The following is a 13,254-nucleotide window of genomic DNA, read 5'->3' on the forward strand; positions in this document are numbered from 1 at the left end:
CTTCAGCGTGACCCATCTCAAGGATCTCCCGCTCCACGCACTGCAGTTCTACGCCACCGCTCCCTACCCGTGCAGCTACCTGCCCGACCGGGAAGCGCGCTCGCAGGTGGCGACGCCCGGCCACCTGATCCATAGCGACATCTACAGCGAGCTGGTCGCCAAGGGTTTCCGCCGCAGCGGCATGTTCACCTACCGGCCGTATTGCGACGGCTGCCGTGCCTGCGAGCCGCTGCGGGTACTGGCCCAGCAGTTCGTGCCTGACCGCAGCCAGCGCCGGGCCTGGAAGCAGCATGCACATCTGCAGGCGCGGGTGCTCAAGCTCTGTTTCATGCCGGAGCACTACCGGCTCTACCTTCGCTACCAGAGCGGGCGGCACGCCGGCGGCGGCATGGACCATGACAGCATCCACCAGTACACCCAGTTCCTGCTGCAGAGCCGGGTCAATTCGCGCTTGGTGGAGTTCCGCGAGCCCGAGATCGACGGCGTGCCGGGCGCGCTGCGCATGGTCTCCATCCTCGACGTGGTCGACGACGGCTTGTCGGCGGTCTACACCTTCTACGACCCGGACATCGGCGGCAGCTACGGCACTTTCGGCGTGCTGTGGCAGATCGAGCAGGCCCGGGAACTGGGCCTGGCCCATGTCTACCTCGGCTACTGGATCGAGCAGAGCGACAAGATGCGATACAAGACGCGTTTCGAGCCGTACGAGCTGCTGCTGGACGGCTCGTGGCAGAGGCCCGGACCGTCGCCGTAGGCCCGTCGGCGTTTTCACAAGATAAAATGCGCCATCGATCCAACCGAGTGGCTGCATGAGAAAAATCGACCACGGCGGCGTGCCCGCAACGCCCAGTGTCCAGGTGATCGAGCGCATGTTCGCGCTGATCGATGTGCTCGCGTCCCGCGAAGAAGCCATCCCGCTCAAGGAGATCAGCGCCCGCACGGGGCTGCACCCATCCACCACCCACCGCATCCTGAACGACCTGGCCACCGGCCGTTTCGTCGACCGGCCGGAGGCCGGGAGCTACCGGCTCGGCATGCGCCTGCTGGAATTGGGCAATCTGGTCAAGGCGCGCCTGAGCGTGCGGGATGCGGCACTGGTGCCGATGCGCGAGTTGCACCGCCTGATCCAGCAACCGGTGAACCTGAGCGTTCGCCAGGGCGACGAAATCGTGTACGTGGAGCGGGCCTACAGCGAGCGATCGGGCATGCAGGTGGTGCGGGCCATCGGCGGGCGGGCGCCGCTGCACCTGACCTCGGTCGGCAAGCTCTTTCTGTCCGTGGACGATCCGCAGCGGGTCCGGGCCTACGCGACCCGGACGGGGCTGAGCGGCCACACGCGCAACAGCATCACCCAGCTGGCGTCGCTGGAGCGCGAGCTGTCGCGTGCCCGGCAGTACGGGACCGCGCGCGACAACGAAGAACTGGAACTGGGCGTACGCTGCATGGCCGCCGGCATCTACGACGACCAGAACCGGCTGGTAGCCGGTCTCTCGATCTCCGCTCCGGCAGACCGGCTGGACGAGGGCTGGCTTCCCAAGCTGGAAAGCACCGCCCGCGAGATCTCGGTGGCGATGGGGCATGTGAACGGCGCGCCCGCCTGATACAGCCGCGCCTGCTCGCGCTCGGCGCCTGAAACGAAATGGGCCCGGTACAAACCAGGCCCATCGGGCTTCTACAAGCGGAGCGGCGAACCACAGGCGCTGACCGAAATCCTCGTATCGGCCCTCGGATCAACCGTCGGTGTGCTTGGCCAACGCGGCTGCAGACGCGGTCGATTCCACCCAGCGGCGTACCCGCTCGGCATCCGCCACCCGGCTCAGCTTGCCGGCGGAATCGAGGAACACCATGATGACCTTGCGGCCTGCGATCTTGGCCTGCATCACAAGGCACTGGCCGGCCTCGTTGATGTAGCCGGTCTTCTGAAGGCCGATGTCCCACGCCGGGCTGTGCACCAGTCGGTTGGTGTTGTTGTACTGCAAGGTGCGGCGGCCGATGTCCACCGCATAGCTTGGCGAGGTCGTCAGTTCGCGCAGGGTCGGGTCGCCGTAGGCAGCATTGACCAGCGTCGCCAGATCGCGAGCGCTGGACTGGTTGCGGCTCGACAGACCGGTCGGCTCGACGTAGCGGGTATCGGCCATGCCGAGCATCTGCGCCTTGGCGTTCATCAGCGTGACGAAAGTCGTCATGCCGCCAGGATAGGTGCGGCCGAGAGCATGGGCCGCTCGGTTCTCGCTCGACATCAATGCGAGATGCAGCATCTCGCCGCGGCTGAGCGTCGCGCCGACCACCAGTCGCGAACTGCTGAATTTCTCGGTATCGACGTCGTCCTGCGAGATGGTGATCATCTCGTCCATCGGCAGGCGGGCTTCGGTGACGATGACGCCGGTCATCAGTTTGGTGATCGAAGCGATCGGCAGCACCGCGCTGTCGTTCTTGCTGAGCAGGACCTCGTTTGTATCTTGATCGATGACCAGGGCCACGCTGGATTTCAGGTCGAGCGGATCGGAAGCGGTATGCAGGCCGGCCAGTTGGCCATAGGAAGGACGGGCCGGCACATAGGCCACACGCATCGGCGCCTTGCTGCGTGCCGCCACCGTGATGGTCGTGGAAACCCGGGCGACCTTGCGCGGTGCCACCACCCGCACTTCGCGCTTGGTTTGCACCGAGGCGACAGGGGTCTTGGCGGCAGGTTTCTTGCGCTCTGCGGCCTGCGCCGCAGGTTGCACCAGCGCCAAGGCGATAGCCGTGCCGGACACGAACTGGGCCAGACGACGCAAGACGAGGGAATTACGACTTGACATCAAATTATCTCCGCAGCAGTGAAAGTGGCATGGCCGAGAGTGTAATGAATCAAAAAAAACGCGCAAGATCAATTACTTGCGCGGCTTACTTGAAGCTGTGCCCAATTAGCAACAAAAAGTTACCGAAATATGTCTTCGGCGCCCCCAAGAAATGGAGTGTAGGACATCGGCTTGCATCCGGTGCCATAAAAAGCGGCACCGGATGCCCGCATCTTCACGCCGCAGCGGCTTCGACCGGCTGCGACTGACCCACGCCCGAACGTGCGATGCCCGAGAGGATCGCCTTGAAAGAAGCCGAGACGATGTTCGCGTCGACGCCGGCACCGAACAGGCTCGCACCGCCGCCGACCTTCAGTTCGACATAGGACACGGAGCGCGCATCGGCACCCTCGCCGATCGAATGCTGGTGGTAGTCGAGCACCCGCACGTCCTGCCCGATCAGCGCGCCCAAGCCCAGCACGAACGCGTCGATCGGGCCGGTGCCCTGCCCTTCGATCGTGTGCGAGCCGTCGTTCCACCGCACCTGTGCCTCCAGGCGGACCGTGTGGCGGCCGTCCCGGCTTTCCTCGGCGACGCGGTGGACCGGTGCATCGATCTCATCCAAACGGTACTCGCCCTGGAAAAGCTCCCAGATGTCGCGCGCCGTGAGTTCCCTGCCGCCGGAGTCCATCGCGCCTTGCACCACACGGCTGAATTCGATCTGCAGGCGGCGCGGTAGTTCGAGTCCGTATTCGCTTTCGAGCAGATACGAGATGCCGCCCTTGCCCGACTGGCTGTTGACGCGGATCACCGCCTCGTAGCTGCGGCCCAGGTCCTTCGGGTCGATCGGCAGGTAGGGCATGTCCCAGATATCGCCCTCACGGCGGGCGGCGAACGCCTTCTTGATCGCATCCTGGTGCGACCCCGAGAACGAGGTGTAGACCAGATCACCCACGTATGGATGGCGCGGATGGACGCTGATCTGGTTGCAGTGCTCGACCGTCGCGCGGATCTCGTCGATGTTCGAGAAATCGAGTTCCGGGTCGACACCCTGGGTGTAGAGATTGAGCGCCACGTTCACCAGGTCGAGGTTGCCGGTGCGCTCGCCGTTGCCGAACAGGCAGCCTTCGATCCGGTCGGCGCCCGCCATCAGCGAGAACTCGGCCGCGGCCGTACCGGTGCCCCGGTCGTTGTGGGGGTGGACCGAGAGCACGATCGCGTCGCGCCGCTCGAGGTTGCGGTGCATCCATTCGATCATGTCGGCGAAGATGTTGGCGGTCGAATGCTCCACCGTCGACGGCAAATTGACGATGCACTTGCGCTCCGGCGTGGGCTGCCAGACCGCGGTCACCGCATCGACCACCCGCTTCGAGAACGCCAGGTCGGTGCCCGAGAACATCTCGGGTGAGTACTGGAAGGTCCATTGCGTGCCGGGCTGCCTGGCCGCGCAGTCGCGAAACACCTGGGCATGGGTGGTGGCCAGTTCGACGATCTGGTCCTCGTCCATACCCAGCACGATCTTGCGCATCACCGGCGCCACGGCGTTGTAGAGATGCACGATGGCGCGCGGAACGCCTTGCAACGCCTCGAACGTCCGGGCGATCAGCTGGTCACGCGCGGGGGTCAGCACCTGGATCGAAACGTCGTCGGGAATCCGGTTCTCGTCGATCAGGCGGCGCACGAAATCGAACTCGACCTGCGACGCAGAGGGGAACCCCACCTCGATTTCCTTGAAGCCGATGTCGACCAGCGACTCGAACATGCGCATCTTGCGGTCGATGTCCATCGGCTCGATCAGGGCCTGGTTGCCATCCCGCAGATCCGTCGACAGCCACACCGGCGCCTTCGCCAGCACCACGTCGGGCCAGGTACGGTCCTTCAGGGCGATCGGTGGAAAGCTGCGGTATTTGGTGGAGGGCTGCTTCAACATGATGGATCTCTTTCAAACGAGGAGGCACACCAGCAACTCCCAAAAGCAAAACGGCCCGTTGCTGGTGCAATACGGGCCGTAGAGTGAGGTGTGCGCGCGCTACCGTCTATGCCCGATGAGCACTGGTAGTGGAGCGAACGAGGTCAGCGACATGACTCCGACTGTAGCACAGGGTTTCGTGGCACCGCAACGCGGTTCACTTGTGCCAGCCGCGCTCGTCGGGTTCGTCGGTGGAGGTGCTGATGACGCTGGTGTGCTGCCCCTTGGCCTTGCGCCAGGCATACACCGCATAGCCGCTCAGGCCGTAGGCAACGAAGATGCCGAACAGCACCGTCGGGGGATGGATGTTGATGATCGCGATGCCGAGCGCGATCAGCACGATGGTTGCGAACGGCACGCTCTTCTTCAGGCGGATGTCCTTGAAGCTGTAGAACGGCACGTTGGTCACCATCGTCAAGCCCGCGTACAGGGTGAAACCGAAGGTGATCCAGACGACCTGCGTCCAGCTGATCCAGGCCGATTCGCCGTTGCGAACGCCCGCCTCGGTCATCAGCCAGATGAAGCCGGTCACCAGCGCGGCCGCCGCCGGCGACGGCAGGCCCTGGAAATAACGCTTGTCGACCACGGTTGTGTTGACGTTGAACCGGGCCAGCCGCAGCGCCGCGCAGGCGCAGTAGACGAAGGCGGCGATCCAGCCCCAGCGGCCCAGCCCGCGCAGCGCCCATTCGTAGGCGATCAACGCCGGTGCGGCGCCGAAAGACACCATGTCGGAGAGCGAATCCATCTGCTCGCCGAAGGCGCTCTGGGTGTTGGTCATCCGCGCCACCCGGCCGTCGAGGCTGTCGAGCACCATCGCGACGAAGACGCCGGCCGCGGCCAAGTCGAAGCGGCCGTTCATCGCCATCACGATCGCATAGAAGCCGCCGAACAGCGCCGCCAGCGTGAACAGGTTGGGCAGGATGTAGATGCCCTTTCGGCGCTTGCGCACCACCATGCCCGCGTCGTCGTGCGGCGGCGGAGAAGAGGGATCGGGATGGGCCATGTATCTCCTAGAAAACCGGTGCGACGGCTGGATGCGGGCAGAATGCCGAGCGTGCAGGCGGTGCCGCCGAGTGTAGCGACGGCGGAGCGCCGCAAACGACGAGGGCCACTCGCGTGGCCCTCGTGTTCAGCGCAGCGAAACGGCGCTTTAGTTGCGGGTTTGGTCGACCAGCTTGTTCTTGGCGATCCACGGCATCATCGCGCGCAGCTTGGCGCCGACCTGCTCGATCTGGTGCTCGGCGTTCAGCCGGCGTCGGCTGATCAGCGTCGGCTGGCCGGCGGCGGCTTCGAGCACGAAGCTCTTGGCGTATTCGCCGGTCTGGATGTCCTTCAGACACTTGCGCATCGCGTCCTTGGTGGCGGAGGTGACGATGTTCGGGCCGGTCACGTACTCGCCGTACTCGGCGTTGTTCGAGATCGAGTAGTTCATGTTGGCGATGCCGCCTTCGTAGATCAGGTCGACGATCAGCTTCAGTTCGTGCAGGCACTCGAAGTACGCCATCTCGGGGGCGTAGCCGGCTTCCACCAGCGTCTCGAAGCCGGCCTTGATCAGCTCGACGGTTCCGCCGCACAGCACGGCCTGCTCGCCGAACAGGTCGGTCTCGGTTTCTTCGCGGAAGTTGGTCTCGATGATGCCGGCCTTGCCGCCGCCGTTGGCCGACGCGTACGACAGGGCCAGGTCGCGCGCCTTGCCGCTCTTGTCCTGGTGCACCGCGACCAGGTGGGGCACGCCGCCGCCCTGGGTGTAGGTGCCGCGGACAGTGTGGCCCGGCGCCTTCGGGGCGACCATCCAGACGTCGAGGTCGGCACGCGGCTGCACGAAGCCGTAGTGCACGTTGAAGCCGTGGGCGAAGACGAGGGACGCGCCCTGCTTGATGTTCGGCTCGACGTCGTTCTTGTAGACGGTGGCGATCTGCTCGTCCGGCAGCAGGATCATGACCACGTCGGCCGACTTGACCGCTTCGGCCACTTCGGCGACCTGCAGGCCTGCCTTGCCGACCTTGTCCCACGACGCGCCGCCCTTGCGCAGGCCGACCACGACCTTCACGCCGCTGTCGTTCAGGTTCTGCGCGTGGGCATGGCCCTGCGAGCCGTAGCCGACGATGGCCACGGTCTTGCCCTTGATCAGGCTCAGGTCGGCGTCTTTGTCGTAGAAAACTTTCATGGAATGCTCCGGAATTTAAAAGGTTGGGTTGGCGAAAACGCCCAGCGACAGGCTCGGGGCGAACGCGCAATGCAAGGTCGCCATCCACGGGAATCCGTCCGTGCCGAGCCTGTCGACGCACGGTCGGAGGAAAAACTCAGGTACTAGACGCGCAGCACCCGCTCGCCGCGGCCGATGCCGCTGGCGCCGGTCCGGACGGTCTCGAGGATCGCGGTCCGCTCGATCGCCTGCAAGAACGCGTCGTTCTTCGACTGGTCGCCGGTCAGCTCGACGGTGTAGCTCTTGTCGGTGACGTCGATGATGCGGCCGCGGAAGATGTCGACCATGCGCTTCATCTCCTCGCGCTCCTTGCCGACGGCGCGCACCTTGACCATCATCAGCTCGCGCTCGGTGTAGGCGCCTTCGGTCAGGTCGACCACTTTGACCACCTCGATCAGGCGGTTCAGGTGCTTGGTGATCTGCTCGATGACGTCTTCGGAGCCGGCCGTCTGGATCGTCATGCGCGACAGGCTCGGGTCTTCGGTGGGGGCCACCGTCAGCGACTCGATGTTGTAGCCGCGGGCCGAGAACAGCCCGACCACGCGGGAGAGTGCGCCCGGCTCGTTCTCGAGCAGGACGGCGATGATGTGCTTCATAAAGGGATTCCTCTTTTCGCCGCCCTCCCCCGCGCACGGTAATGCGCGGGCTCGGCGGGCAATAGATTCGTCGGGGAACGGATCGCTATTATTTCGATAGCTAGCAGCCGGCGTCGGGCGCCGGCTGCAGGCACTTTTCGCCTGGAACTACAGGTCTTCGCTGCCCAGGAGCATCTCGGTGATGCCCTTGCCGGCCTGCACCATCGGGAACACGTTCTCGGTGGGGTCGGTGCGGAAGTCCATGAACACCGTGCGGTCCTTGAGCTTGCGGGCCTCGCGCAAGGCGGGCTCCACGTCCTCGGGCTTCTCGATCAGCATGCCGACGTGGCCGTAGGCCTCGGCGAGCTTCACGAAATCGGGCAGCGCGTCCATGTAGCTGTGGCTGTAGCGGCCCGAATACTCGATCTGCTGCCACTGGCGCACCATGCCGAGGAAGCGGTTGTTCAGCGCGCAGATCTTGATCGGCGTGTTGTACTGCAGGCAGGTGGAGAGTTCCTGAATATTCATCTGCACCGAGCCTTCGCCGGTGATGCAGAACACTTCCGATTCGGGCTTGGCCAGCTTGATGCCCATGGCATACGGGATGCCCACACCCATCGTGCCCAGGCCGCCCGAGTTGATCCAGCGGCGCGGCTCGTCGAACCGGTAGTACTGCGCGGCCCACATCTGGTGCTGGCCCACGTCGGAGGTGATGTAGGTCTCGACGTCCCTGGTCATGTTCCAAAGCGTCTCGACCACGTACTGCGGCTTGATCACGTCGCCGTCGCCACGGTCGTAGGCCAGGCTCTTGCGGCTGCGCCAGCCTTCGATGGTGTCCCACCAACCCGAAAGCGCCGCGCCGTCGGGGCGGATCGGCGATTCCTTGATCATGTTGATCAACTCGGTCAACACGTCCTTCACGTCGCCGACGATCGGCACGTCGACCCTGACCCGCTTGGAGATGCTCGACGGATCGATGTCGATATGGATGATCTTGCGTTCGTTCTGCGCGAAATGCTTGACGTTGCCGATCACCCGGTCGTCGAAGCGCGCGCCGACGGCCAGCAGCACGTCGCAGTGCTGCATCGCGTTGTTGGCCTCCCAGGTGCCGTGCATGCCCAGCATGCCCAAAAACTTGGGGTCCGACGCGGGGTAGGCGCCCAGGCCCATCAGCGTGTTGGTGACCGGGTAGCCCAGCATGTCGACCAGCGTGCGCAGCTCGTTCGACGCGTTGCCGAGCAGCACGCCGCCACCGGTGTAGATGTAGGGCCGTTTGGCGGTCAGCAGCAGCTGCAGCGCCTTGCGGATCTGCCCTCCGTGGCCGCGCTTGACCGGGTTGTACGAGCGCATCTCCACCGTCGCGGGATGGCCGCTGTAGGTGACCTTCTTGAAGGACACGTCCTTCGGGATGTCCACCACCACCGGGCCGGGCCGGCCGGTGCGGGCGATGTGGAACGCCTTCTTGATCGTCATCGCGATGTCGCGCGGGTCCTTAACCAGGAAGTTGTGCTTGACGATCGGGCGGGTGATGCCGACCGTGTCGCATTCCTGGAAGGCATCCTGGCCGATCGCCGCCGTCGGCACCTGGCCGCTGATGATCACCATCGGGATCGAGTCCATGTAGGCGGTCGCGATGCCGGTCACGGCGTTAGTCAGGCCCGGGCCGGAAGTGACCAGCGCCACGCCGACCTCGCCGGTGGCACGCGCATAGCCGTCGGCGGCATGCACCGCCGCCTGCTCGTGGCGCACCAGCACATGCAGGATCGAATCCTGCTTGTAGAAGGCGTCGTAGATGTAGAGAACCGCGCCGCCGGGATAGCCCCAGACGTACTGCACGCCTTCGGCTTGCAGGGACTTCACCAGAACTTCGGCACCCATCAGTTCGGGATGCGCCGGCGCGGGCGAGACGGGGGACAGCGGGGAGGAGGAGGCGTTCCGCGCGGTGGCAGCGGCGGCCGATGCGATTTCCGCAGGAGAGATTTCCATGGTCAACCTTTGTGAATTTCGGAAACGAAAAACCTTGGGTGCTCCTTCACGCGCGCTCTTGTGAAGCGGTGTCGGAACTTAAGGTCCACGGCCATGGGCGAGATGCTTGCTGCGCCGAACCGGAACCCGTTTGCTTGAATAGACAGCAACACGCATTATCACATCGCATGCAGCCCGACCCGGCCGCGTGCCGAAATAAAGTTGGCCAGTGCAATAATCCGGCCGTCCGGCAACCGCGGACGATCGCCCCACACTCGTGCCGTCCAGCGGCCGGATTCTGCCCTTGGCCACCGAACGCGAACTGTCCGATTTCCTCAAAAGCGTAGAAACACGCGCGTTCAAGCGGTCGCTCTACCACGTGCGCAACGAGGAAGCTGCGCTCGACATCGTGCAGGACAGCATGATGCGGCTGGCCGAGCACTATGGCGACCGGCCGGCCGACGAGCTGCCGATGCTGTTCCAGCGCATCCTGTCGAACTGCACCCTCGACTGGTTTCGCCGGCAGAAGACGCGCAACGCGCTCTTCTCCAACATGGGCGATTTCGAGATGGCGGGCGAGGACGGCGACTTCAACCTGCTGGAAACGTTGCAGATCGACGACGGCTCCCACCGCACCGAAAGCGCGGAAGACACCACCCGCCGGGCCCAGGTCTTGCATCAAATAGAGGCCGAGATCCAGGCGCTTCCGCCACGTCAACGCGAAGCATTCCTGATGCGTTACTGGGAAGAGATGGACGTGGCGGAAACCGCCGCTGCCATGGGCTGCTCAGAAGGCAGCGTCAAAACGCACTGTTCGCGTGCCGTCCACTCTCTGGGCAAGGCGCTCAAAGCCAAAGGGATCCAGATATGACCCAAGCTCACACTTCCGCGACTCTCCATCTGCAGGACGAATTCGGCGAACGGATCGCCGCACGCCTCTCGGAAGGCGCCCGTGTCGTGCCGCACGACATCTCGCAGCGATTGCGGATGCTGCGGCAGCAGGCGGTGGCACACCGTCGGGTAGTGAACGTGCGGGCCCGTACCGCATCGTCGATCTTCGGTCAGGGCCACACCGCCACCGCCACCGCGTCGTTCGGACAGGACGGCCCGGGCCTCTGGGGCCGCATCGCGGCGGTGCTGCCGCTCGCGGCGCTGGCCGCCGGCCTCTTCACGATCTACACGGTGCAGGAAGACAACCGCGTGCACGAGCTGGCCGAAGTCGATTCGGCACTGCTCGCAGACGACCTGCCGCCGTCCGCCTACGCCGATCCGGGTTTTCTTCAGTTCATGAAGAACAGCTCGGACAGCCCCCGTTGACCGCTGGTCCCGCCATGGCTGCATCTTCGCGTTCCAAGGCCCGCGGCACGATTTTAGTGGCCGTGGTGCTGTCCGCGATCGCGGCGGGGGTGGCGGTGCGGGCGCAAGTCCCGGCCGGTGCGGATTCGTCGGCCGGCAGCATGGTGGATGGCGGCGCCGCCACGCTGCCCAAGGCATCGTCGCCTGCTGCGCAGGTGCCTGCGGCATTCCGGACACTCACCCCGCAGCAGCAGAAGGCCCTGGCGCCGCTGGCCAGCCACTGGGGTGGCATGCGGGACACGCAGCGCCGCAAGTGGCTCGAGATGGTCCGCAACTTTCACGCGATGCCGCCCGCCGAGCAGGAGCGCCTGCATGGTCGGATGGCCGAGTGGGCCAACCTCTCGTACGAGCAGCGTACCCAGGCCCGCATGAGCTTCGCCGAGGCCAGCAAGTTGGACCCGGGCCAAAAAAAGGCGCGGTGGGAAGCATACCAGGCCCTGAGCCCGGAAGAGCGCAGCCGGCTGACGGAAGGCCATACGACACCGCCCACGGGCGCGGCACGTGCCGTGCGGCCGGTGCCGCCCCAGCGTCTGGCCACTTTGCCCCCCGCCGCGACGCCACGGCCACGCCCGACGATCGGTGTACCGTCGTCCCAGTTCGACCAGAAGACGCTGTTGCCGCAACATATCGCGGCACATCCGGCGGCGCGGGTTGCGCCTGCGCCGGCATCGACGCCAGCCCCTGCATCCGACATGTCCGCCACGACCCCGACGGCGCCTGTTCCGGCCGAGCCACTGTCCGCCCCATGATGTCCGACGCCCTGCCGGAGACCGGCCGCGGCACCTCCGCCGACGCCGGCGCATCCGGAGTGCCGAATAGTCTCGCACCCCGCCTCGCGCGCCGCATGGCCTGCTGCCTCTACGAGGGCATGCTGGTGTTCGGCGTCGTTTTCATCGCTGCCTACCTGTTCGGCACGCTGAGCCAGACCCGCAACGCGATGGACCACCGGCACGCGCTGCAGGCCTTTGTGTTCGTCGTGCTCGGCATTTACTTCACCTGGTTTTGGGCCAAGGGACAGACGCTGGCCATGAAGACCTGGCACATCCGGATAGTGGACGCGCACGGCGCACAGGTGACGCAGCAGCGGGCGCTCTGCCGCTACGTCGCCAGTTGGCTGTGGCTGCTGCCGCCGCTCGCGCTTGTCGCTCCGTTGCGGCTGTCGACCCGCCAGACGTTCCTCGTCGTGGCGTGCTGGGTGACAGTTTGGGCGCTGGTCAGCCGGCTGCATCCGCAGCGGCAGTTCCTGCACGATGCGATCGCCGGTACCCGGCTGGTCAGCACGGCGCCGCCCCGCACGGCGGTGTCGGCATGAGCGGCCCGGCGTTCTCGCTTTGCGTCTACTGCGGCTCCCGGCCGGGCCACGACGCACGGTTCGCCGATGCGGCCCGTGCGGTAGGCACCTGGATCGGGGAACGGGGTGGCCAGTTGGTCTACGGCGGTGGCCACAACGGTCTGATGGGAACGGTGGCCGATGCCGCCCAGGCGACGGGCGGCCGGGTCGTCGGCGTGATTCCGCAGGCGCTGGTCGACAAGGAAGCCGCCAACCGCCGCTGCGACGAGCTGCACGTCGTGCAAAACATGCACGAGCGCAAAGCGATGATGGCCGAGCGGGCCGACGGTTTCCTGGCTCTGCCGGGCGGCATCGGCACGTTCGAAGAGCTGTTCGAGGTATGGACTTGGCGCCAGCTGGGCTACCACGCCAAGCCGCTCGGCATACTGAACGTGGCACGCCACTACGACGCGATGCTCGCATTTTGGGCGCAAAGCGTGGGCCACGGCTTCATGGGCGAGTGGCAGATGGATTTCCTGCAGGTCGGCGACGATGTCGACATACTGCTGCCCGGCCTGCTCGCCCCTCCCGGCGGCGGCGACGCGGCAGCCCTGCGGGACGTGATCTAGGCGGGGGCGCAGGCCGCGCGGGCCGTGCTGCCCCTACCCAGGAGCGCCTCAGATCGCCGACGCGTCTTCTTCGCCCGTGCGGATCCGTACGATCCGGTCAACGGCGGTGACGAAGATCTTGCCGTCGCCGATCTTGCCGGTGCGGGCCGCGCCCACGATAGCGTCCACGCAGCGTTCGACGTCCCCGGCGGCCACCACCACCTCGACCTTCACCTTCGGCAAAAAATCGACGACGTATTCGGCACCCCGATACAGCTCGGTATGGCCTTTCTGCCGGCCGAAGCCCTTGACCTCCGTCACGGTCAGGCCGGTCGCAGCACGCGCCGCCAGCGCCTCCCGCACCGCCTCCAGCTTGAAGGGCTTGATGATGGCGGTGATCTGCTTCATGGGAGTCGTACTGTCGGAATGTGGAAGTCGCACGGGCCAACGCCCACCGGTGCCGGATTGTCGGGCGTCCCGCGCGCCCCGGCACAGGGCTGCGGACGATTATGTCATCCGCCCCCG

General features: G+C 65.5%; 14 protein-coding genes. 7 read left to right on the forward strand and 7 right to left on the reverse strand.

Annotation, left to right across the window (positions count from 1 at the left end; genetic code table 11):
• The first annotated feature begins 7 nt into the window (after positions 1-7).
• Together DFQ15_RS01645 and DFQ15_RS01650 are read left to right on the forward strand one after the other, a co-directional pair.
• Complete coding sequence (locus DFQ15_RS01645) at positions 8-754, forward strand: arginyltransferase (RefSeq protein WP_110464299.1); 747 nt, start codon at positions 8-10, stop codon at positions 752-754.
• 55 nt (positions 755-809) lie between these two features.
• Positions 810-1,601, forward strand: a complete 792-nt coding sequence (locus tag DFQ15_RS01650) for an IclR family transcriptional regulator (RefSeq protein WP_110464300.1) — start codon at positions 810-812, stop codon at positions 1,599-1,601.
• Between the two features lie 129 nt (positions 1,602-1,730).
• On the opposite strand, the gene pbpG is transcribed toward DFQ15_RS01650, so the two are convergent.
• The 6 genes from pbpG to DFQ15_RS01680 all read right to left on the reverse strand — a co-directional run bounded on the left by pbpG (position 1,731) and on the right by DFQ15_RS01680 (position 9,516).
• Positions 1,731-2,801, reverse strand: a complete 1,071-nt coding sequence (gene pbpG, locus DFQ15_RS01655; RefSeq protein ID WP_110464301.1) for a D-alanyl-D-alanine endopeptidase — start codon at positions 2,799-2,801, stop codon at positions 1,731-1,733.
• A gap of 214 nt (positions 2,802-3,015) precedes the next feature.
• Entirely contained in the window at positions 3,016-4,710 is a 1,695-nt protein-coding gene (leuA, locus tag DFQ15_RS01660; RefSeq protein ID WP_110464302.1) for a 2-isopropylmalate synthase, read from the reverse strand.
• A gap of 196 nt (positions 4,711-4,906) precedes the next feature.
• Entirely contained in the window at positions 4,907-5,752 is an 846-nt protein-coding gene (gene pssA, locus DFQ15_RS01665) for a CDP-diacylglycerol--serine O-phosphatidyltransferase (RefSeq protein ID WP_110464303.1), read from the reverse strand.
• A 147-nt stretch (positions 5,753-5,899) separates the two neighbouring features.
• Positions 5,900-6,916, reverse strand: coding sequence for a ketol-acid reductoisomerase (gene ilvC / locus DFQ15_RS01670; RefSeq protein ID WP_110464304.1), 1,017 nt, complete (start codon positions 6,914-6,916; stop codon positions 5,900-5,902).
• Positions 6,917-7,059: 143 nt separating this feature from the next.
• Positions 7,060-7,551 (reverse strand): acetolactate synthase small subunit, encoded by a 492-nt coding sequence (gene ilvN / locus DFQ15_RS01675; protein WP_110464305.1) that lies wholly within the window; start codon positions 7,549-7,551, stop codon positions 7,060-7,062.
• A 147-nt stretch (positions 7,552-7,698) separates the two neighbouring features.
• The gene (locus DFQ15_RS01680; RefSeq protein WP_110464306.1) at positions 7,699-9,516 is read right to left on the reverse strand and encodes an acetolactate synthase 3 catalytic subunit; all 1,818 of its coding nucleotides are present in this window, start codon (positions 9,514-9,516) and stop codon (positions 7,699-7,701) included.
• A 283-nt stretch (positions 9,517-9,799) separates the two neighbouring features.
• Here DFQ15_RS01680 and DFQ15_RS01685 point away from each other — a divergent pair, with 283 nt between their 5' ends.
• Genes DFQ15_RS01685 through DFQ15_RS01705 form a run of 5 tightly spaced genes read left to right on the forward strand, consistent with a single transcriptional unit; the run spans position 9,800 to position 12,750 of the window.
• Positions 9,800-10,366: an RNA polymerase sigma factor gene (locus tag DFQ15_RS01685; RefSeq protein ID WP_110464307.1), complete on the forward strand. Its 567-nt coding sequence runs from the start codon at positions 9,800-9,802 to the stop codon at positions 10,364-10,366.
• Positions 10,363-10,812: a DUF3619 family protein gene (locus DFQ15_RS01690; RefSeq protein WP_110464308.1), complete on the forward strand. Its 450-nt coding sequence runs from the start codon at positions 10,363-10,365 to the stop codon at positions 10,810-10,812. Before DFQ15_RS01685 ends, DFQ15_RS01690 begins: the two co-directional genes overlap by 4 nt.
• 14 nt (positions 10,813-10,826) lie before the next feature.
• The gene (locus DFQ15_RS01695; protein WP_110464309.1) at positions 10,827-11,600 is read left to right on the forward strand and encodes a DUF3106 domain-containing protein; all 774 of its coding nucleotides are present in this window, start codon (positions 10,827-10,829) and stop codon (positions 11,598-11,600) included.
• Positions 11,600-12,163 carry an RDD family protein gene (locus DFQ15_RS01700; protein ID WP_374940992.1) on the forward strand — a complete coding sequence of 188 codons (564 nt, stop codon included), beginning with the start codon at positions 11,600-11,602 and terminating at the stop codon, positions 12,161-12,163. The genes DFQ15_RS01695 and DFQ15_RS01700 overlap by 1 nt, the downstream gene beginning before the upstream one ends.
• The gene (locus DFQ15_RS01705) at positions 12,160-12,750 is read left to right on the forward strand and encodes an LOG family protein (RefSeq protein ID WP_110464311.1); all 591 of its coding nucleotides are present in this window, start codon (positions 12,160-12,162) and stop codon (positions 12,748-12,750) included. Before DFQ15_RS01700 ends, DFQ15_RS01705 begins: the two co-directional genes overlap by 4 nt.
• A gap of 48 nt (positions 12,751-12,798) precedes the next feature.
• Here DFQ15_RS01705 and DFQ15_RS01710 read toward each other — a convergent pair whose 3' ends face one another.
• Positions 12,799-13,137, reverse strand: a complete 339-nt coding sequence (locus DFQ15_RS01710; RefSeq protein WP_110464312.1) for a P-II family nitrogen regulator — start codon at positions 13,135-13,137, stop codon at positions 12,799-12,801.
• Between the last annotated feature and the right edge of the window lie 117 nt (positions 13,138-13,254).

Origin of the sequence: Xylophilus ampelinus, assembly GCF_003217575.1 — a bacterium.
In the GTDB taxonomy this organism is placed as follows: Bacteria; Pseudomonadota; Gammaproteobacteria; order Burkholderiales; family Burkholderiaceae_C; genus Xylophilus; species Xylophilus ampelinus.

Excerpts from the sequence above, each read along its gene's own strand:
- DFQ15_RS01650 (WP_110464300.1), top strand. The coding sequence starts at position 810 with ATGAGAAAAATCGACCACGGCGGCGTGCCCGCAACGCCCAGTGTCCAG.
- pbpG (WP_110464301.1), bottom strand. The coding sequence starts at position 2,801 with ATGTCAAGTCGTAATTCCCTCGTCTTGCGTCGTCTGGCCCAGTTCGTG.
- leuA (WP_110464302.1), bottom strand. The coding sequence starts at position 4,710 with ATGTTGAAGCAGCCCTCCACCAAATACCGCAGCTTTCCACCGATCGCC.
- pssA (WP_110464303.1), bottom strand. The coding sequence starts at position 5,752 with ATGGCCCATCCCGATCCCTCTTCTCCGCCGCCGCACGACGACGCGGGC.
- ilvC (WP_110464304.1), bottom strand. The coding sequence starts at position 6,916 with ATGAAAGTTTTCTACGACAAAGACGCCGACCTGAGCCTGATCAAGGGC.
- ilvN (WP_110464305.1), bottom strand. The coding sequence starts at position 7,551 with ATGAAGCACATCATCGCCGTCCTGCTCGAGAACGAGCCGGGCGCACTC.
- DFQ15_RS01680 (WP_110464306.1), bottom strand. The coding sequence starts at position 9,516 with ATGGAAATCTCTCCTGCGGAAATCGCATCGGCCGCCGCTGCCACCGCG.
- DFQ15_RS01690 (WP_110464308.1), top strand. The coding sequence starts at position 10,363 with ATGACCCAAGCTCACACTTCCGCGACTCTCCATCTGCAGGACGAATTC.
- DFQ15_RS01695 (WP_110464309.1), top strand. The coding sequence starts at position 10,827 with ATGGCTGCATCTTCGCGTTCCAAGGCCCGCGGCACGATTTTAGTGGCC.
- DFQ15_RS01700 (WP_374940992.1), top strand. The coding sequence starts at position 11,600 with ATGTCCGACGCCCTGCCGGAGACCGGCCGCGGCACCTCCGCCGACGCC.
- DFQ15_RS01705 (WP_110464311.1), top strand. The coding sequence starts at position 12,160 with ATGAGCGGCCCGGCGTTCTCGCTTTGCGTCTACTGCGGCTCCCGGCCG.
- DFQ15_RS01710 (WP_110464312.1), bottom strand. The coding sequence starts at position 13,137 with ATGAAGCAGATCACCGCCATCATCAAGCCCTTCAAGCTGGAGGCGGTG.